The sequence below is a fragment of the Bacillus cereus genome, assembly GCF_007678085.1.
In the GTDB taxonomy this organism is placed as follows: Bacteria; Bacillota; Bacilli; order Bacillales; family Bacillaceae_G; genus Bacillus_A; species Bacillus_A cereus_BE.
Window position 1 is genome coordinate 196056 of the sequence record NZ_VEDW01000004.1, and the last position, 20878, is coordinate 216933.

The window sequence follows — 20878 nt, forward strand, 5'->3', positions numbered from 1 at the left end:
AATTTATGAGAGGATACAAGATATATGACTTGTATTTTTGGACAACTAACACAGCATAACTTTATTATGTAAACAGTTATATAAACTGAATATGATTCCTTCTAGCGTTTCCTATCCGATACTATAAGTAAAAAAGCCTGTTTAAGCTCTACACTTAAAACAGACTTTTCCTACTTTTTATATTGAAAACACATAACAAAAAGTTTGATTTTGAATTAACACATCACTTCAATTGTAAATCCACCAGGTGCTTCCACATAAAATGTATACGCATGTGCACGTTTAGGGGCCTCAACCAAAAATCCATCTTCCTTCAATCTTTGATTTATCTTATCTACTTGTTCATTATTTTCTTGTGGAAATCCTACATGAAATGTTTGTGGATAATGTACGTCTTTCCCTTTCATTAACGTTAATATAAACCCATCATTATCACGCATAACTGCAAAGCCATTTCCCCTTGCCCCGCTACAAGTTAAACCAAAATATTTTTCTAAAAACTCTCTAGTAGCTGCTACATCTGAAACTGTTAAATTAAGATGTTTAATTTTCAAATCATAACCATCTTTCTTAATTTTCTAACATTTTATCATACAAATAAAAAACACGCCTTCACAGCGTGTTTTATTGCTTCACATACACTTCAACAATCGGATTATCTTTATGATCTGCATGTAAGCGGATATTCTCTTCACTTGTACTATAAATACTTGCTAATAACATAATCGTTAACACATTAGGAGTTTTTGCATCGCTCCCGTATTTCCTTTCCAGCGCTTCCTTATATTCAAAATCCAAATCCCCCTGCACATATGTATACACTTCAAAACCATCTTCTAAATTGCAAACTACTGTATCAATAATATCTGCCCCAACTTGCTTCTTCATTTCCTCTCGTAAGGCTTCAATAAACTCTTCCCACCGTACTTCGTATATCTGAAACTGATCTGTAGATTTCATTTCCTTTTCCTCCTTATATATCCTTCTCCTATATTTCCCCTTTCTATAACAATTATGATAGATAGGGCATTCGTACAAGCCGCACTTGTCCCCATTACATATCGTATTACTGTAATGGGAAGGAGGAAAGAACATGCATAGACAAAAATGTTACGATACGTGCCAACGTTATTTCGGTAAAGTCGTTCGAATTGAAGATCGTGATGGTCGCATTCATTTAGGCAAAATAATTGATGTGACAAAAAGCTCTGTATGGATTGAACCAGTGCAACAGCGCTCATCTTTTGATACAGGATTTGGATACTATGACGCATATGCAAACGGTGGCTGTGATCTTTGCGGTGGCATTAGCAGATGTGATAGTTGCGGATTTGGTTGTGGTGGTGGATTCAGCGGCTGTGGATGTGGCGGTCGTGGTTGTGGTAGTTGCGGCGGCTGGGGAGGCGGCGGTTGTGGCTGGGGCGTCGAACTGGGATTTGGTTTCATCTTCGGAATTACATTAGCTGCATTATTTTTCATTTAACATAGTAAAGAGTTGACTATCTTTAGCCAACTCTCTTTCTTTATTTTTCACATATAAAAATGCGATGACCTAAAATATGTTGATACATAATTCGTACATTTTCATGCTGTACCCATGCCTCATATAAGTCATTTGGAATATGTGAGGATACATTCCATTCCGGCTCTTCTATATAGCCAGAGATTGTTTCTGCAATTGTACCACCGCCAGCAATAGTAACCCGCTTAAAGTTTGCTTTCTGAAATAATTGTACCCACTCACTCTCAGTTAATAATTCTTTCATCCCGTATAATTGAGCAATTTTTTCTTCCTCATTCTTATCAATGTGCCTATCAATAATCATTTCAATGACAACAAGCTTACCGTCTTTCTGTAGTACACGATAGCACTCCGAGATAACCTTCTCTTTCTCTGTAAAAGCGAGTATCGATTCTCCAAGTACGAACTCAAATGAGTCATGCAAACAAGGTAATTGCTCTACACTTCCTTCAATTAATTGAATATCTATTCCTTCAAACGACCATCTATCTTTCGCCTTTTGAACCATAATATCATTCTTTTCAACCGCCGTTACTTTATAACCACATTCTTTTGTCATATACGCCGCTGTTTTCCCCGTACCGCAACCTATCTCAAGGACATTCGCTCCATATTTAAAAGGTAGTTGTGCTAACAATTGTTTCGTTAACGTAAAACCTCCAGGATGAGCACTACCTATTCCGTAATAAGCTAAGAAATCAATGTAAGTATTTCGTTTCATGGGATTCTCCCTTTTTTATTTTATATATTCTGGGACGGAGGAAAAGTGCATAAAAAAAGGGCGCATCGCGCGCCCTCTCTCTTACTTATCTTCAGAAATATATGCCCATTTGTAGCTGTAATCTCCACCAACTGGGTGATGAACAATACCTTTTACTTTCTGTCTTTGAACGATAGCATCACCACGTTGATATAATGGTGCAATTACAGCATCATCAAGTAACATTTTCTCCGCTTTCAGTAAGCTATCCCAACGCTCTTTCGTTTTCGTTAATAGCTCACCTTTACCTTTTTGTACAATTTCATCATACTTAGGGTTTGAATATCCTGTTTGGTTATGAGGACCATCTGTAACGAACATATCAATGAATGTCATCGGATCTAAGTAGTCAGGGCCCCAACCAGCGTAAGATAAATCATAATCTAAATCTGATTCTAATTTTAATTTTTGTTTAAACGGCTGGTTTTTCAAATTCACTGTTAAACCTGGTAAGTTTTTCTCAAGTTCTCCTTTTAAGAACTCCCCTACTTTTTTCGCATTATCGCTATCGTAGTTTAATAGCTCAATCGTTACTTGCTCTTTTCCAAGATCTTTTTTCGCTTTTTCCCAATGCTCTTTTGCTTTTTTCACATCTGTTTTTAAAATATCTCCGTTATCTTTACGGAAATCTTTTCCATCTGGACTCTTCGCAAATTCTTTTGGTACTAAGTAATCTGCTGGTGTAGAACCGTCATTTAAAATTACATTTGTTAAGCCCTTTTTATCATAAGCCTTTGCAATCGCTAAACGTAAATCTTTGTTCTTTAATACTGTATCTTGCCCACCACGTTTTTGGTTTAAACGTAAGAAGAACGTTGATGGTGTTTTTTGTGTATAGAAGTCTGGATTTGATTTATATTTGTCAACCATTTCAGATGTCAGTCCAGCACGGTCGATTTGTCCACTTTCATATAAGTTGACACGTGTACCGCTATCTTTTACTACGTTAAAGTTGATTTCTTCTAGCTTAACTGTTTTATTATCCCAGTATTGTGCATTTTTCTTTAGCTTCCAACTTTGTTCATGTTTCCAGTCTGTTAATGTAAACGGTCCGTTGTATAACGTTGTATCTGCTTCTAAACCGAATTTATCTCCTTTTTCTTTTACAAACTTTTCATTTAACGGATAGAATGTTCCGAATGAAGTTAACTCTACAAAGTAAGGAACTGGATTTTCTAATTCTACTTCTAATGTGTAGTCATCTACAGCTTTTACTCCTAACGTATCAAGCTCTGCTTTTCCTTCATTAATTGCTTTTGCATTCTTTAAATCAAACATAATGTATGCATATTCCGCTGCTGTATTTTTATCTACCGCACGCTTCCAAGCAAACACGAAATCCTTCGCTGTTACAGGGTCTCCATTTGACCATTTCGAATTTTTATTTAATGTGAATGTATATTTTTTACCATCTTCACTCTTTTTATATGATTCAGCAACCCCTGGTGCTGCTTTATTATCTTTATCAAGTCGATATAAACCTTCCATTACGTTGTTTAAAGCAAGAAACGATACTTGGTCTGTTGCTTTAGCAGAGTCCATAGATGGAATCTCTTGAGCCTCTGTTAAATTAAGTACTTGCTTTGCAGCTAATTTTCCACCTTCTTTTTCGCCACTTTTCGGTGTTGTGCTTGTTTTCTCTTTATCCCCTGATCCAGAGCAAGCTGTTAATGCCATACTCATTACTAGAACTGGTGCTACAACCGCTGTTAATTTTTTCATCTTTTTTCTCTTCATTTTTTGTACCCTCCCCAATTATATGTACGCTATTAACATTTAGAGATTCTCTATTAACTTTTGTTATCAGAAAATTCTTATTAATTAATATTCTACTGTTTTTTTGAGTTTTGTAAAGTAGTTTTATAAATTTTCTAAATATTTTATTTTTTCATGATAGTAACTTGTTATTTTACTACTATATGAGTTATCCCCCATCTACTATATGTAAACATACCTCCTCTTATTCTTCTTATATAAATGATATCAGTAGCTACCTTATTAAATTCCTTCTGTAGAATTCTAAAGATGACCTCAAAATTTCTATGTATCTTATTCTCCTATCCATAAGAAAAAAGCATTTCAAAAGCATATGAACCACTTTTGAAATGCTTTTTTCTTATTATTTCTTTCCGCCATCCTCAGTTACATACGCCCACTTAAAGCTATACTCTGGACTGATGTTATGTTTCACAATGCCTTTTACATTCGGCTTCATTACATATGCTCTTCCTGTTTGGTATAAAGGAACTAATCCTGCATCTTCTTCAAGGAACAATTTCTCTGCTTTTCCTAACGCTTCCCAACGTTTTTTCGGATCAGACAGTAATTCATTACCTGCTTTCGCTACCATTTCATCGTATTTTGGATTCGAATAACTCATTTGGTTATACGGGCTCTTCGATTCAAACATATCAATAAATGTCATTGGATCCGAATAATCTGGGCTCCAACCTGCAAACGAAACTTCATAATCTTGTGCTGACTCTAATTTTAATTTTTGTTTGAACGGCTGAATTTTCGTATTAACCGTTACACCTTTTAAGTTTTTCTCAATTTGGTCTTTAAAGTAGTCAGCAATTTTTTTCGCAGTTCCATCATCGTAGCTTAGTAATTCAATAGTCACTTGATCTTTTCCAAGTTCTTTTTTCGCTTCGTCCCAAGCTGCTGCACCTTTTTTCGGATCATATTTCAGACCATTTTTAAATGTATCTTGGTAATCTTTACCGTCTGGTCCTGTCGCAAGTCCTTTTGGTACTAATTGGTCTGTTGCTTTTGAACCGTTATTTAAAATTACGTTTGCTAAACCTTTTTTATCAATTGATAATGCGATTGCTTCACGTAGTTTTTTGCTCTTTAACGGTGTATCTTGTCCGTTACGCTTTTGATTTAAACGTAAGAAGTATGTACTTGCTTCTGAATACTCACCATACTCTTCTTTGTTTGATTTATATTTATCAACGAATTCTCCTGATAATAATGTGAAATCAATTGATCCTGTATCATATAAGTTTACTTTCGTCGCAACTTCTTTTACTACACTATAGTTAATTTCTTCTAATTTTACAGTCTTATTATCCCAATACTTATCATTTTTCTTTAGCTGCCATCCTTGTTCATGTTTCCATGAAGCCATAACGAACGGTCCGTTATACAATGTTGTATCTGCTTCTAAACCGAACTTATCTCCTTTTTCTTTTACGAATTTTTCATTTAAAGGATAATATGACGGGAATGCTAGTAAATTTAAGAAATATGGTACTGGCTTTTCTAATTCTACTTCTAGCGTATAATCATCTACCGCTTTTGCTCCTAAATCTGTTAAAGGTTTTTCACCTTTATTAATTGCCTCGGCATTTTTAATATAGTAAGCAATAAACGCATATTCTGCAGCTGTATTTTTATCAAGTAAGCGTTGCCAACCGTATACGAAATCTTTCGCCGTTACAGGGTCACCATTCGACCATTTTGCATCTTTACGTAACTTAAATGTATATTTTTTGCCATCCTCGCTTTTCGTACTAGATTCTGCTGCAGCTGGAATTGGCTTATTATCTTTATCAAGACGATATAATCCTTCCATCGTGTTTCCTAAAATTTGCGCCCCTAGCGTATCAGTAGATTTAGAAGTATCCATCGTTGGAATTTCTTGATTCTCTGTACGATTTAACACTTGTTTCGCTGCGTATTTAATTTCTGATTTTTTCTCTTCTCCACCACCACTAGACGTCGTAGTTGATTTCTTCTCCCCACCAGATCCAGAACACGCTGTCAACGCCATACTCATCGCTAAAACTGGTACGACAACTGCTGTTAACTTTTTCATCTTTTTTCTCTTCATTTTTGTACCCTCCCCAATTATATGTACATTACCAAACCTTGAGAGACCCTTTGCGAACAATTTGCTTTTTCAGAAAATTACAACTAATGTTATTCTACTCTTTTTTTCGCGTTTGTAAATAGTTTTATTTTAAATATTCTGATTTTTATTTTTCGTAATTTAGTATGATTTATCCCCCATCTACTATATGTACATACTATACACCTTATTCTTCTGTATTTAACTGCGCTAAAAATTAATATTTTCAGCTGACAAAAAAAGCATTTCAAAGTAGCTAAGCCACTTTAAAATGCTTTTTTAACTCTATTATTTTTCAGTTACATATGCCCACTTGAAGCTAAATTCTGGACTAATATTATGTTTCACTACATCTTTTACATTTGGTTGTAAAACATAAGAATCTCCACGTTGATATAAAGGTAAAATCGCTACATCTTCTTCAAGTAATGTTTTTTCAGCTTTCCCTAACTCTTCCCAGCGTTTTTTCGCATCACCCATTAATTCAGTACCAGCTTTTTTCACCATTTCATCATATTTAGGATCAGAGAAGCTCATTTGGTTATGAGAATGCTTAGACTCAAACATATCTAAGAATGTCATTGGATCTGCATAATCTGGATTCCAACCACCGTATGAAATATCATATTGTTGCTCAGATTCTAATTTTAGTTTTTGCTTAAATGGTTGAAGTTTAATGTTAACTGTCACACCTTTTAAGTTTTTCTCAATTTGATCTTTTACATATTCTCCAACTTTTTTCGCATTACCAGTATCATAGTTTAAGAATTCAATTGTAACTTGATCTTTTCCAAGCTCTTTTTTCGCTTCTTCCCAAGCTGCAGCAGCTTTTTTAGCATCTGGTTTCAAACCGTTTTTAAATGTTTCTTGGAAGTCTTTACCGTCTGGTCCAGTTGCTAATCCTTTTGGTACTAAGAAGTCAGCTTCTTTTGATCCATCATTTAAAATTACATTTGCTAAATTCTTTTTATCAATTGATAGCGCAATTGCTTCACGTAATTTTTTGCTCTTTAATGGTGTATCTTGTCCATCACGTTTTTGGTTCATACGAATGAAGTACGTACTTACTTGTGAATATGTGCCGAATTCATCTTTCTTACTTCTATATTTGTCAACGAACTCTCCATTTAATAAAGCGAAATCAACTTGTCCGCTATCATATAAATTGATAAGAGTTGCTGGCTCTTTAACAACACTAAAGTTAACTTCTTCAAGTTTTACAGTCTTTTTATCCCAATATTGATCATTTTTCTTTAATTGCCATCCTTGTTCATGCTTCCAATCTTTAAGAACGAACGGTCCGTTATATACTGTTGTATCAGACTCTAAACCGAATTTTTCGCCTTTTTCTTTTACGTATTTTTCATTTAGTGGGTAGTACGATGGGAATGCTACTAAGTTTAAGAAGTACGGTACAGCTTGTTCTAATTCAACTTCAAGCGTAAGATCATCTACCGCTTTCACCCCTAAGTCAGCTACAGGTTTTTCTCCTTTATTAACCACTTCTGCATTCTTAATTGGGAATGCAATAAATGCATACTCAGCAGCCGTTTTTGGATCTAATAGACGTTGCCAAGCATATACGAAATCTTTCGCAGTTACTGGATCACCATTTGACCATTTTGCATCTTTACGTAGTTTAAATGTATATTTTTTACCATCTTCACTCTTCGTACTAGATTCTGCCGCTGCTGGAATTGGCTTATTATTTTTATCAAGACGATATAAACCTTCCATCGTATTCCCTAGCATTTGTGAAGATACTGTATCAGTTGATTTTGAAGAATCCATTGTCGGAATCTCTTGTGTTACTGTTCGATTTAACACTTGTTTTGCTGCTAGTTTTTCTCCTGACTTGCTATCTCCACCTGAGTTTGTGCTTGTCTTTTTATCTCCGCCTGATGTAGAACATGCTGTTAATGCCATGCTCATTGCTAAAACTGGTGCTACAACTGCTGTTAGTTTTTTTATTTTTCTCTTTTTCATTTTCTGTACCCTCCCTAATTCTAAACGATAACTAATCAAGAATTTTCTGATAATTCTGTTTTTCTCTATATATTTATCAGACGATTCTTATTAATTCTTATTCTACTAATTTTTTGAATTTTGTAAAGTATTATTATTGAAAATTTTTAAAAAATTATTTTTTTACAGTAATATTTATAAAAATTCTATATAATATTCAAATTCTATTTTCTATTCATATAAATGTACCATTTTAATAGTATTTATTATATTTGCACCCTAAATCTCTGTGAATTATAGTTAATAAATACTGTATATTTTTAACAACCCTTTTCCTACAAAAATAAAAAAGTCAGCAAAGCTGACTTTTTACCCGGCCATTTTCTCTCTTTTCATTTCCTCTACTACTCTCGTATACTTCTCATCATCAAATTCATTTTCACTTTTTGCAACAACTACAGTCGCAATACCATTACCAATTAAATTGACGATAGCACGTGCTTCTGACATGAAACGATCTACACCAAGTAATAGCGCTAACCCTTCTAACGGGATAACATTCATTGCAGATAAAGTAGATGCTAGTACAATAAATCCCCCGCCCGTTACTGCCGCTGCTCCTTTAGATGTAACTAACAAAATAGCTATTATAGTTAATTGTTGACCTAGTGAAAGATCGACGTGAAAGACTTGAGCTAAAAATATAGTAGCCATCGATAAATAAATCGTTGTTCCATCTAAGTTAAAAGAATATCCCGTCGGAATGACTAAACCTACTACCGGCTTCGAACATCCGAAGTCTTCCATCTTTGTCATCATTCGCGGCAATACTGATTCTGATGATGATGTACCGAGAACAATGAGTAATTCTTCTTTAATATGTATTAAATATTTCCACAAACTAAATTTGTACAGTTTACAAATGAAATTTAAAACAATAAAAACAAATAATGCCATTGTTGCATATACACAAATCATTAATTTACCAAGTGGTATTAACGTACTTAAACCATATTTACCAATTGTAAACGCCATCCCGCCGAATGCTCCAACCGGTGCTAACTTCATAACAATAGATAAAATATTAAAAAATACTTTCGATAATCTTTCAAAAAAGTCGATAACCGGTTGTCCATTTTTCCCTAGCATCGTTAACCCTGCACCGAATAAAATAGAGAAGAACAGAACTTGTAAAATATCACCTTTTGCAAACGCTTCAAACATGTTAGACGGCACAATATGTAAAAAGAAATCCATCCATTGCATTTCTTGTCCGCTTTGTACATATTGTGAAACATCTCCGCCCTTTAGTTTTGAAGGATCTAATCCATCTCCGGGACGTACAACATTCGCTACGATGATACCAATAATTAAAGCCGCTGTTGTAACAATTTCAAAATATAATAGTGCCTTACCACCAACACGACCAACCTTTTTCATACTTCCCATACTTGCAATACCAAGCACAATCGTTAAAAAGATTATCGGTGCAATGACCATTTTAATCATATTGATAAACGTTTCACCAATTGGCTTCATCTCTTGTCCAACACTAGGCCAAATTGCCCCTACTGCAATACCACAAATAATTGCCACAATAACTTGGAATGTTAAATTCTTTACAATTCTCATTTTTAATACTCCCCTGTTTTTCATTTCTCCCAAACTATTTTAATCAATGACATGTATTCTATGTGATAGCCCCCTTGTTATTTAACTTAAACCACAACTTTATGTTACACTATTATCTTTAATTTTAAAATAGTATATAACATTGAGAAATAAATGCCATACTATTATACACAATAAAAAGCAGACATTTCGCCTGCTTCAATTCTCCTCAATCTGCTTTTCACTTAATCCTAGATGTGTTCTAAGCGTATTACTTAAACTCTGTAGATCTTTTTTATTAGGGTTATAATAATATACACGTTGCCCATTTGGACCGTTAGGTAAATATAAATCATCACCAGCTAATTGTATTTTTTCAACTGAACCGTTTAAACCGTATTTATAAAATGATAAAATATCATCCATTACTAAATTTGTTTTAAAATCGCCGTCAACCGCCTCAACTATTTTTTCTAGCTTCGTAATTGAGCCTACATTTTTTAATTTACTTAACATCGCTTCAATAACAAGTTGTTGACGCTGACCTCTCATTGCATCACTATCAATATGACGCGTCCTTGCCAGTGCAAGTGCTTCTTCCCCTGTTAATTTTTGTAGTCCCTTTGTCAAATGGATTGCGTCAGGTTCATCTTTACTATTTTGCTCCGTAAATTCAACTGGGACATTTACTTCAATCCCATCTAATCCATCAACAATTTTAGTAAATGAATTAAAATTAAACTTCACAAAATAATCAACTGGCACCTGTAGCAACTTTTCTACTGCTTCCACTGACGCTTGCGGTCCTCCATCTTTACCATTTTTAACGAAACCACTTCCATACGCATGCGTTATTTTATCTTTTTTCTTTTCAACTGGAACATATGTATATGTATCACGTGGTATGCTCGTTAATTTCACTGTCTTATCATCTTTATTAAAAGTAGCTAACAGGAGTGCATCTGTATGAAATGCACCATTATACTCCTTTTGTCGTTCTTGATTTTCATCAATTCCCATAATTAAAAGTGAAACATTGTTTGCAATTGGCTTTACAGTTTCCTCACGTAAATTTGATTTTTCACCACGTGCTAAATTCAAACTAGACTTTTGTACGAGATTAGAAGTTTTCATATATATATAAGTACCATATCCAACTCCGCCAAATAGTAATACTACTAACAAGACACTTATTATCATTGTCTTCTTATATTTTCTTTTATTTTTCTTTTCTCTTGAAGAAGAGGTATTCTCCATATCGTTCCCTCCGTTTTCTATTCATCTAATATATTTTTCAATTTTTCATACTTAGCGCTATCCTTTTGAAATACATTCTCTTTCAATCCTTTGTTTATTTGTATCCATTCAGTCGTAATCGAATATTGAATCATACCTTCGTGGAAACTAAGGAATTTTAGCATAATCCCCGTATTTTTCTCTACAACCATTTCAAATTTCCCTCTTAAATCTTCAGATGTACTTACAGGCATTTCTATGTTTATTGTCCCTTCTATTTTGTAGCAATCAAGTCCAAGATACTTTGTTTCTTTATAATTCCAATCTTTATATCGGATTAATAAATCAGCAAATTCTGATTGAATACTATACTTCGCAAACCCTATATATTCATCATCATACCTTTTTTTCTCGCCTGATTTTCTCAATAACCTTTCTGTAGGATTTAATTTTAATAGTTCATTATTTCTTTCTTTCGGGCTCCATTTCGTTTCTTTATATGTGTACTTCTCATCATCAAATTCTTTTTTCTTGCCCTCGTTATATATAATTGTTTGTTTTTTCGTTAGCTTATCTTCTTTCGAAGAGATACCCCTTTGTTTCTCCGTATCAATCGTATACCTATATGTTGTAGCAATTCTTGATGAGCTAGAATATTCCTCAAATTGTCCTGAAATATTTTTAAAATGATCAATAGAATCCAGCATTTTTTCATGAATCTTTTCTTTATCTGGATAATTTACGTTCGATTTTATTTCTTCTTCGTTTTCATAATCAGAAAACGCCTTTTTCTTTACATATTCAAATACCCCACCATTTTGAGCAAAAATTTGATCAGAAAACTCCGACATGGACACAATTGAAAGTGTTAGAGCCGCAGCACTTATAGCCATCATATAAACTCTGTAACCTTTCTTTTTGACCGGAAGATTGTGCAGTGTACTATTAATCTTTTCATTTAACTCTGGCGGTACTATAACATTCTCTTCTTTTATTCTCTTTTTTAATTTCTCATCAAATAATTTTTCGTTATCCATCCTATACACCCCCTATTCCATCTTTAATCGTTTTTGCAGTTGTTCCCTCGCACGTGACAATCTGGATTTCACTGTTCCTTTTGGTATTTCAAAAAGCTTGGCAATACTTTCTTGATTCATATCTTCATAATAATAAAGCACCGTAACAGCTCTTAATTCTTCATGTAATGATTGAATTGCATTACACAAATCTATATCTTCATATTGATCATAAGCACTCATATTGTAATCATTTTCTTCTATTACCATTATCTTTTTGTATGATCTAATAATATTGTTACACTCATTTATCAAAATTCGAATTAACCAAGTTTGAAAAAACTCTTCTTTCTTTAATTTTTTTATATTTTCATAGGCTTTTAAAATTGTTGCCTGTATCGCATCCTCTATATTTGTCTCATCGCGTAACATAGCTTTTGCAATACGATACATCTTCACTTTTTCTGTATGTATAAGCGCCATAAACGCTTCATGATCACCTTTTTTCGCTAAGGAAACATCCGTTTCTTCTCTTACAATCATTTTATATAAAGGGATTACTTTCACAATTGCTCCTCCTGTTTCATCCTCACTTCAAATTTAACTTTACATGTATTAGACGGATGAGCCTAGAAAAAGGTTCATTTTTTTGAATATTTTCATAAAAAAGGTAAATATTCTTCATGTTTACCTTTACTCAGATGTAATTCTAAGGAAATATCCATCTGGAACCAAAACTTTAAATTCCCTTATCTCCCATGAGTAAGTTTAAATTTCTTCTTGTATTGTGCACCGCTTCTCTTTACAACGTTCATATATTTCTTCAATACGATTGACCACAATAATTAGTTCAAAGCCATTCCCTTCATTTCTTTTCGATTGTAAAAATAATGATTTTTATTCAATCTTGCATCACTGACTAGTAATAAAGAAAACTGGTCGTGATTAAAACGCGCTACATGCATACCTTTTTTATACAGCTTTAAACCAATTACTTCTTCATAGAACAATAATGACTTTTCGATATCATTTACATATAGCTGCACCCGAAACAAATGATTCATTCGTTTCCTCCTCATCAAAAAAAGCCCACTCTAGCAGTGGACTTTCAACTTTACAACGGTAAATCCCTCTTCTTAAATACTACAATCGCTACTATGAAAATACAAAGTGCTCCAGCAGTTAAACCTATACTCACCGGCCATATATTATACGTTCCCTCAGCAATTTCTTTCGGACGAAATAGCGTAAATAATGATATATTTCTCATCCAATCTAACTTATCACTTAATTTACCTACCATATCCGCTACGAAAAATAAAATAGTTAAACTTGCTGAGTAGCTAAGTGCCTTTCTTTCGTCATTACATATACAAGAAAAGAAAAATGAATAAGCACTAACAACTAAAAATATTAGCCCTCCGACTACGTTTATCTTCAGGAATAATTCTTTATTTAAGTTATTATCTTCTAAAAACCATTCTGCCCCTACTATACCCGCAACATACGTAACAGCTACAATAATCAGTAGTCCCAATATAAGAATAGATGCTTGCGTGATTGCAATTTGCACCCTAGATACAGGTGTTGCTAACAAGTATGCCATCGCTCCTTTATCTACATGACGAGCAATTAAATGCGTTGCAACTGTTACACAAAAAATTGTTAATATGATAATAAACAATAGACTATAATATTCGCCAGCTAAAAAATCTATTACGTTTTGAATCGGACTTTCCATACCAACAATTTTTTTCACACTATCAGGCATAGCATTTATTAATTCATTTAGCCCTTTCGCCGATACCATTGAAGGGAAGATCCAAATTATCAACCATAAATATAAAGCTGCACCAGTTGCATAACTCAAAATACTTTTTTGTGTTTCTTTCAAACTAGCTAAAAACAATTGCTTATTCATGCTTTACCCCTTCTTCCTTATCGTAATAATGCATAAATAAATGTTCCAAATCCATTGCTCTCGTTTGAAGTGCCGTTACATTATAGTTTGAAAGTGTTTGTAAAACAGTTTGATAGTTTCCTTGTACAATAATCGATGCTTCTCTTCCTTTCACCGCTTCAAATTGCAAATTACATTTTGTAAGAGATTCAATCTCTTCTTGCGATGATACGGTTACATCTATTACCTGTCGTCTCATACTTTGTAAATCATGAATATTTTCAACCGTTACAAGGCGACCATCTTTAATAATCGCTACTCGATCACACGTACGCTCAATTTCAGTAAAAATATGCGACGACATAAGAATTGTTTTCCCTCTTTGCTTTTCCTCTACTATTAAATCTATAAATACTTGCTGCATAAGTGGATCGAGTCCTGAAGTCGGTTCATCTAAAATTAACACTTCCGGATCATGCATAAAAGCAGCAACAATGCCTACTTTTTGTTTCATCCCTTTAGACATTTTTCGAATCGGTGTTTTCACATCAAATTGTAGACGTTCTATTAATTCATCTCGTCTTTTCGTATCCTTTAGCCCACGCATTCCTTGCATTAACTTCAAAAACTCTAATCCATTCATTCCTTCAATAAAAGAAATTTCTCCTGGTAAATAACCAACTTCTCTTTGAATTTTCGCTGCTTCATCCCAGCAATCTAATCCAAAAATTGTCGCTTTACCATCTGTCGGTTTTATAAATCCCATTAAATTACGAATTGTTGTGGATTTCCCAGCACCATTTGGTCCTAAGTAACCAAATACTTCCCCTTCTTTAACATCAAATGTAATATGAAACAAACCTTTTCCATTTGAAAATTGTTTTGTTACATTTTGAACTGAAATCATAATTCCACCTCATTTTTTGAAATATTTAATATGTGATATTTCAAAATCATTGTACTCCTCATCCTTCATATTCGCAACAACTTTTTGAAATATTTATATGTCCATATTTCAAAAATATTGTTTTCCATTATTTTTTCTTGTATATTTTAATTGAGGTGATTGCATTGAACGGCTTTGAAAAAGTGAAAGAAAAGAAAAAACGTGCCATAAAAGAGGCAGCCTTCTTATTATTTTCAGAACGTGGATTTAATGAAGTGAAAATAGAACATATTGCAAAAAAAGCAAGCGTTTCTCAAGTTACTATTTATAATCATTTCGGAAGTAAAGACGCGTTATTTAGAGAACTTATACAAGAATTTATTACATCTGAGTTTCAATATTATAAAAAACTTGCAGAAGAAAAATTACCTTTTCATGATATGATGCAAAAAATGATTGTACGAAAAATGGACACCGGTGGTTTATTTCAGCCCGATATGTTACTGCAAATGATGCAAAGAGATGAAGAGCTCCGCGAGTTTATTTATAGTTATCAAAACGAAAAAATCCTACCCTGGTATTTAGAAATATTAGAACAAGCACAGCAAAAAAATGAAATTAATCCTCATCTTACTAAAGAAATGATGTTGCTATACATTCAAATGTTCACTAAATTAGGTGATGATTTCGGGGCACAGCTTCTTGAAGGAGATCGCGAAAAACATATACAAGATATCGTTACGATGTTCTTTTATGGACTGTCTGTCCCAGAAAAATAATGTTTCTAAAGAACAAATACCATCACAAAAAAGCCCTTTGGATATTTAAATCTCCAGGGCTTTTTCATGTCAAAAAAATGATTAAAACTAACTTTATCTTAAAGAAGTTAGATGCTGATTTATAGATAATACCTTATTATAGATTAACTCTTTTAGCATAACTGGCTGAATTGAGATAATTGTTTCACCGAAATTCAGAAAATAGTTCGAGATAAAATCAACTTCTTGTTTATTAAAATAGCCTGTTATAATATAATCTTCATTTTCTTTTTGTATCTTCATGGAAGGATAATTCTCTTTATCAAAAATGTCTTTTCCTTTTTGATTAACAATGACAATAAAATCAGTTGCATCAGGCTTTCTATGAAAATTAGTAAGATAACTTAGCAACTCTTCAAGATTTTTTGGATTCGTATTGCTTGTTTCCTCAATAGAAAGAATTTTATCACATCTAATTATTTGAACATGATTTGTCTCAAAGTTAAATATTTTAGCATACCACTGGCCAAATTTAGATTCGATTCGAATAAATTGGGCGACCAATACTTTCTTCGCATCTTTTTTTAAATATGTTAAATGATAAACTCGCTCAGTAAAAATCCCTTGTAAAATTTCTTTTAAGTACGGGCTAAAATTGCTATGATTTGTTACTTCAAAGGAAAGCGTTCGCTCCATAATCGAAATATTTTTACTCACATTATCCGGTAGTACATGTTTCAATTTATTTTCAAGCGCTATACTTTCTATATTAAATGGTTTTGTCTTGTATCCATTTAGTGTAAGAATTGAAAAGTATAACGCATACATTTCATCCACACTAAAATAAATTGGCAATAACACACTATTTTCTATAATTTTGTAACTTCCATTTCTACCTAGTTCAGAATATATCGGTACACCTATTTCTTCCAGTGATTGAATATCTCGCAACGCGGTACTTTTTGAAATATCATATCTAACCATTAAATCCTTTAAATTAAAATATCTTTTATTATTTAAGTAAATAAGCATATCATTTATTCGTTCCGTTTTTTTCATATTCCCCTCCCGAAAGGTGTCATGTATTGAAACCTTTTTAGTCTATATTATAATTATTAACTAATAAAGGAGTTATATATTTATGACATTAGAAATAGCTATTTTTCTTTCAATGAATGGGCAAGCAAAGGAGGCAATTAATTTTTATACACGTAATTTAGAAGCGAAGAATTTAATGATTGTTACGTATGAAGAACTGGCGAAAAGAGATCGTTCCTTTAAAATTACAAAAGAAAATAAAGATCATATTGCTCACTCTGTTTTACAAATTGGGAATACAAAGCTAATGATAGCAGAAGATACAATGAATCCTAAGGAACGTTATAACGTTGGAAACAACATGTCACTTTGCATTCAAAGCGCTAATTTAGAAGAAATACAAAGGTTTTATAATAATTTAATTTCCGATAAGCATGTGAAAATAATCTCTCCGCTAGAAAAAAATATATTTAGTGAAGCATATGGTATTATTGAAGACCCTTACGGCATACAAATCCAGTTAATGTATGACAAACGATTAAGCTAAATAATTAGCCATATTCACATATTCCTAATAAAAAAGACACGAAATTCGTGTCTTTTTTACTTTACAGTGATGACTCTACCCGTTTCACTACTTTCAATCGCTAATTGAATAAGTCTTATAACTTCTAAGCCTTCTTGTGCTGTTACAGGTGGTTTTTCACCATTTACAATACTATCTCTTACACCTTTATAATACATGTCATAACAGCCGACTTCTGTCGGAATACGCTCTAAGCTTTCTTCTTTATCTAAAGTAGCAAAATTCTCTTCACTGTCTACTCCATAACCGTTATCGCCTGGCTTCATTCCATTTTTTAATTGCTCTTCCTGTGAATCCATACCGTATTTCACGATAGAACCTTTATCTCCATGCAGTGTAAAGTGTGGACCTGCTTGCTTTACATAACTGCTACTATGTAAAATTACACGCTTAACTCCGTAATGAAGTACAACATGGAAGTAGTCATCAATTTCTGCACCTGGTCGTTGTTTGATTACATCTGCACTTATCGCATCTGGTTTCCCAAATAATGATAATGCTTGGTCAATTAAATGCGATCCTAAATCATACAGTATACCTGATCCTGGTAAATTTTTTTCTCTCCAGCGATCACGTACATTCGGACGAAAACGATCAAAATGCGCTTCATATGCGTATAAATTCCCTATTCTATTTTCTTCTAACAATTTCTTTATCGTTAAGAAATCATTATCAAAACGACGATTATGATATACACTTACTACCACATTATGTTGCTCTGCTAACGAAATAAGCTCTTCCCCTTCTTCAATTGAAACAACAAATGGTTTCTCCACAACCACATGCTTACCATGTAAAATTGCTTCTTTTACATATGGAAAATGAGTTGTATTCGGTGAAGTAATGACCACTAAGTCAATATCAGCACGATTTACTAATTCCTCAATTGTGCCAACAACTTCAGCATTTGGTAATGCTTGTTTCACTAGTTCTTCTTTTGAAGATAAAATAGCACGAATATCGTATTCTTCTATCGTTTGTAATAATGGGATGTGAAATGTTGTACTAGAAAATCCAAATCCTACAATCCCTACACCTATTTTTTTCATATTGCCCCTCCATCTGTACCGCTTTAACGAGCAGTAAGATTCCTACCTCAAAATTCAACGAAAGCAAAGAAATTAAGTGAAGAATCAACTGCTCGTAAAAGCCCGATTGGTTCAACTAATAATCAGTGGGGATAAAGAAAATCCCACTGATTAAAGTTTCACTTTATGAGAACGATTTCATTCAGTTATTATAACAAGATTATTATTATTTACATAATAATTTGCCTAGAAAAAAGCATCTTGCCATTATTCATAGCAAGATGCTTTTCTTTACTCCGGTCGTTTTTTCGTCCACGTTTCAATAACTTCACCGGTATCATTAACATCTAGTACTAAACTACCGTTACTATACCTGTCTTTATTGCGATACGCTTTCGGATCAATTTCTTCTACGATGTGCTTCTCTGTCTTCATGTACACTAGTTCATCATCTCGAACAATTTCAATACCGACAATACGGTATGGATTTCGTTTTAATTCTTTGAAAATAACAAGACCTCGCTTCGCCCTCGTTGATTTTTCAATTTCCGATGCTTTAAGACGTTTTACAGCTCCTCGCTGCGTAACAAGAATAAGTTGATCTTTTTCACCATTTAACGGTTTACCAGAAGCAACATAGTCATCTTCTTTTAAATTAATGGCTTTCACACCAGCAGCCCTAACACCAACTGGACTTACTTCATCTTCATGGAAAATAAGTGCATATGCACCATAGGTTGCAAGAACAATGTCACTCGTTCCATCTGTTGCAAATATATCTACAACATAATCATCTTTTTTCAAATTCACAGCGACGAACGCTCTTGAATAACGCTGAACTTTATATTGGTTTAATTCTGTTTTCTTAATCATACCATTTCGTGTAACAAATACGATAAATCGTTTTTCTTCTTCAAAATTCGGTACGACGGTCGCCCAAATAATCATTTCATCCCGCTCGAGTGAAACGAGATTCGCAACGTGTTGACCTAAATCTTTCCAACGAATTTCTGGCATTTCATATACTGGCAGATATATATAGTTTCCTTTATTCGTAAATAAGAGGACTGTCTCTGTCGTATTCGTATCGAATCGCTCCAGTAAGATGTCACCCTCTTTCATACCGAAGTCTTTCCCGTTCGATGCATTATGTGAACGCCAACCTGTTCGTTTCACATATCCTTCTTTCGTTACAGTAACGATGACATCTTCCTGCGGAATCATAACTTCCACATCGATTTTAATTTCCTCAATTTGTTCTTCAATAATAGCACGGCGATCATCACTATATGTTTTCTTTACTCTCTTCAGATCTGTTTTAATAACTTGAAGAAGTCTTTTTTCACTTTGTAAAATTGACTGTAACTCTATAATCTTCTTATTGAGCTCGTCTGCTTCTTGTTCTAGCGCTGTAATATCTGTATTCGTTAAACGATATAGTTGCAGCGAAACAATTGCTTCTGACTGTGCTTCTGTAAATCCAAATTTCGCACTTAAATTATCTTTCGCATTACGCTTATCTTTAGAAGCACGAATTGTTTCAATCACTTCATCTAAAATCGATAATGCTTTCTTTAATCCTTCTACAATATGTTGACGATTTTCTGCTTTTCGTAATTCATATTGTGAACGTCTCGTAACTACTTCTTTCTGATGCCCAATATATGCATCCAAAATCTTAGGTAATGTCATAAGTGTCGGACGACGATTATTTATCGCTACCATATTAAAGTTATATGGTATTTGCAAATCTGTATTCTTATATAAATAATTTAAAATGCCTTCAGCATTTACTTCTTTTTTTAACTCTACAACGATGCGAAGACCTGTACGATCTGTCTCATCACGTACTTCAGCAATTCCATCTAGTTTTTTATCTAGACGTAATTCATCCATTTTTTTAACAAGGTTCGCTTTATTTACTTCATACGGAATTTCTGTAATAACGATTTGTTGCTTACCACCACGGATTGTTTCAACTTCCGCTTTTCCACGAATAATAATTTTACCTTTTCCTGTTTCATAAGCTTTTTTGATACCATCGATCCCTTGAATAATACCACCAGTCGGAAAATCTGGTCCTTTCATAACTGTTAATAAATCATCAACAGTACTATTCGGCTTATCAATACGCATCATCGTTGCATCAATTACTTCCCCAAGGTGATGCGGAGGGATTTCTGTTGCATAACCAGCTGAAATCCCCGTAGATCCGTTCACTAATAAGTTCGGGAACATCGCTGGAAGTACAACAGGTTCTTCACTCGTATCATCGAAGTTTGACACAAATTCCACTGTTTCTTTATCAAGATCGCGTAATAACTCAGATGCAATTGGTGATAAGCGGGCTTCTGTATAACGCATTGCCGCTGCTGGATCGCCATCAACACTACCATTATTACCATGCATTTCAACTAAAACATTACGTACTTTCCAAGTTTGACTTAAACGTACCATCGCCTCATATACAGAGGAATCACCGTGTGGATGGTAGTTACCAATAACGTTACCGACTGTTTTAGCTGATTTACGAAACGCTTTATCATGTACGTTTCCTTCTACATACATGGAATATAAAATACGTCTTTGTACTGGTTTTAAGCCGTCACGCGCATCTGGAAGCGCGCGATCTTGAATAATATATTTACTATAACGTGCAAAGCGGTCACCTAACACGTCTTCAAGCGGGAGGTCATGAAACTTCTCTGCCTGCATG

Annotated in this window: 18 protein-coding genes and 1 pseudogene; 3 read left to right on the top strand and 16 right to left on the bottom strand. The window is 33.7% G+C overall.

What is annotated here, in order from left to right; all coding sequences use genetic code 11:
- Positions 1 to 215 precede the first annotated feature (215 nt).
- Together FS742_RS18215 and FS742_RS18220 are read right to left on the bottom strand one after the other, a co-directional pair.
- Entirely contained in the window at positions 216 to 554 is a 339-nt protein-coding gene (locus tag FS742_RS18215) for a VOC family protein (protein ID WP_144614203.1), read from the bottom strand.
- Between the two features lie 70 nt (positions 555 to 624).
- Positions 625 to 960 (bottom strand): hypothetical protein, encoded by a 336-nt coding sequence (locus FS742_RS18220; protein WP_144614695.1) that lies wholly within the window; start codon positions 958 to 960, stop codon positions 625 to 627.
- Positions 961 to 1093: 133 nt separating this feature from the next.
- Between FS742_RS18220 and FS742_RS18225 the strand changes: the two genes are divergently transcribed.
- Complete coding sequence (locus FS742_RS18225) at positions 1094 to 1483, top strand: hypothetical protein (protein WP_144614205.1); 390 nt, start codon at positions 1094 to 1096, stop codon at positions 1481 to 1483.
- A gap of 40 nt (positions 1484 to 1523) precedes the next feature.
- On the opposite strand, the gene FS742_RS18230 is transcribed toward FS742_RS18225, so the two are convergent.
- The 11 genes and pseudogenes from FS742_RS18230 to FS742_RS18280 all read right to left on the bottom strand — a co-directional run bounded on the left by FS742_RS18230 (position 1524) and on the right by FS742_RS18280 (position 14773).
- Positions 1524 to 2243 carry a class I SAM-dependent methyltransferase gene (locus FS742_RS18230; protein WP_144614207.1) on the bottom strand — a complete coding sequence of 240 codons (720 nt, stop codon included), beginning with the start codon at positions 2241 to 2243 and terminating at the stop codon, positions 1524 to 1526.
- Between the two features lie 81 nt (positions 2244 to 2324).
- Entirely contained in the window at positions 2325 to 4019 is a 1695-nt protein-coding gene (locus FS742_RS18235) for a peptide ABC transporter substrate-binding protein (protein ID WP_144614209.1), read from the bottom strand.
- Positions 4020 to 4401: 382 nt separating this feature from the next.
- The gene (locus FS742_RS18240; RefSeq protein ID WP_144614211.1) at positions 4402 to 6120 is read right to left on the bottom strand and encodes a peptide ABC transporter substrate-binding protein; all 1719 of its coding nucleotides are present in this window, start codon (positions 6118 to 6120) and stop codon (positions 4402 to 4404) included.
- A gap of 306 nt (positions 6121 to 6426) precedes the next feature.
- Positions 6427 to 8124: a peptide ABC transporter substrate-binding protein gene (locus tag FS742_RS18245; RefSeq protein ID WP_144614213.1), complete on the bottom strand. Its 1698-nt coding sequence runs from the start codon at positions 8122 to 8124 to the stop codon at positions 6427 to 6429.
- A 348-nt stretch (positions 8125 to 8472) separates the two neighbouring features.
- Positions 8473 to 9735, bottom strand: coding sequence for a dicarboxylate/amino acid:cation symporter (locus tag FS742_RS18250; protein ID WP_144614215.1), 1263 nt, complete (start codon positions 9733 to 9735; stop codon positions 8473 to 8475).
- Between the two features lie 198 nt (positions 9736 to 9933).
- A complete protein-coding gene (locus tag FS742_RS18255) occupies positions 9934 to 10971 on the bottom strand; it encodes an LCP family protein (RefSeq protein ID WP_144614217.1) in 1038 nt (345 codons plus the stop codon).
- A gap of 17 nt (positions 10972 to 10988) precedes the next feature.
- A complete protein-coding gene (locus tag FS742_RS18260) occupies positions 10989 to 11987 on the bottom strand; it encodes an anti-sigma factor (RefSeq protein ID WP_144614219.1) in 999 nt (332 codons plus the stop codon).
- Positions 11988 to 11999: 12 nt separating this feature from the next.
- On the bottom strand, positions 12000 to 12533 hold the full coding sequence (locus FS742_RS18265) for a sigma-70 family RNA polymerase sigma factor (RefSeq protein ID WP_144614221.1): 534 nt from the start codon (positions 12531 to 12533) through the stop codon (positions 12000 to 12002).
- A 126-nt stretch (positions 12534 to 12659) separates the two neighbouring features.
- Positions 12660 to 13030 (bottom strand): annotated as a pseudogene (locus FS742_RS18270) (VOC family protein).
- Positions 13031 to 13080: 50 nt separating this feature from the next.
- Positions 13081 to 13887, bottom strand: coding sequence for an ABC transporter permease subunit (locus FS742_RS18275; RefSeq protein ID WP_144614223.1), 807 nt, complete (start codon positions 13885 to 13887; stop codon positions 13081 to 13083).
- Positions 13880 to 14773 carry an ABC transporter ATP-binding protein gene (locus FS742_RS18280; RefSeq protein ID WP_144614225.1) on the bottom strand — a complete coding sequence of 298 codons (894 nt, stop codon included), beginning with the start codon at positions 14771 to 14773 and terminating at the stop codon, positions 13880 to 13882. The genes FS742_RS18275 and FS742_RS18280 overlap by 8 nt, the downstream gene beginning before the upstream one ends.
- 137 nt (positions 14774 to 14910) lie before the next feature.
- On the opposite strand from FS742_RS18280, the gene FS742_RS18285 reads away from it, so the two are divergent.
- Positions 14911 to 15531 carry a TetR/AcrR family transcriptional regulator gene (locus FS742_RS18285; protein WP_144614227.1) on the top strand — a complete coding sequence of 207 codons (621 nt, stop codon included), beginning with the start codon at positions 14911 to 14913 and terminating at the stop codon, positions 15529 to 15531.
- Positions 15532 to 15624: 93 nt separating this feature from the next.
- Here the strand turns inward: FS742_RS18285 and FS742_RS18290 are convergent, their stop codons facing one another.
- Complete coding sequence (locus tag FS742_RS18290; RefSeq protein ID WP_144614229.1) at positions 15625 to 16569, bottom strand: helix-turn-helix transcriptional regulator; 945 nt, start codon at positions 16567 to 16569, stop codon at positions 15625 to 15627.
- Between the two features lie 82 nt (positions 16570 to 16651).
- Between FS742_RS18290 and FS742_RS18295 the strand changes: the two genes are divergently transcribed.
- Positions 16652 to 17095, top strand: a complete 444-nt coding sequence (locus tag FS742_RS18295) for a VOC family protein (RefSeq protein ID WP_144614231.1) — start codon at positions 16652 to 16654, stop codon at positions 17093 to 17095.
- A gap of 56 nt (positions 17096 to 17151) precedes the next feature.
- Here FS742_RS18295 and FS742_RS18300 read toward each other — a convergent pair whose 3' ends face one another.
- A complete protein-coding gene (locus FS742_RS18300) occupies positions 17152 to 18183 on the bottom strand; it encodes an oxidoreductase (RefSeq protein WP_144614233.1) in 1032 nt (343 codons plus the stop codon).
- Positions 18184 to 18453: 270 nt separating this feature from the next.
- On the bottom strand, positions 18454 to 20877 hold the full coding sequence (parC, locus tag FS742_RS18305; protein ID WP_144614235.1) for a DNA topoisomerase IV subunit A: 2424 nt from the start codon (positions 20875 to 20877) through the stop codon (positions 18454 to 18456).
- Position 20878 lies beyond the last annotated feature (1 nt).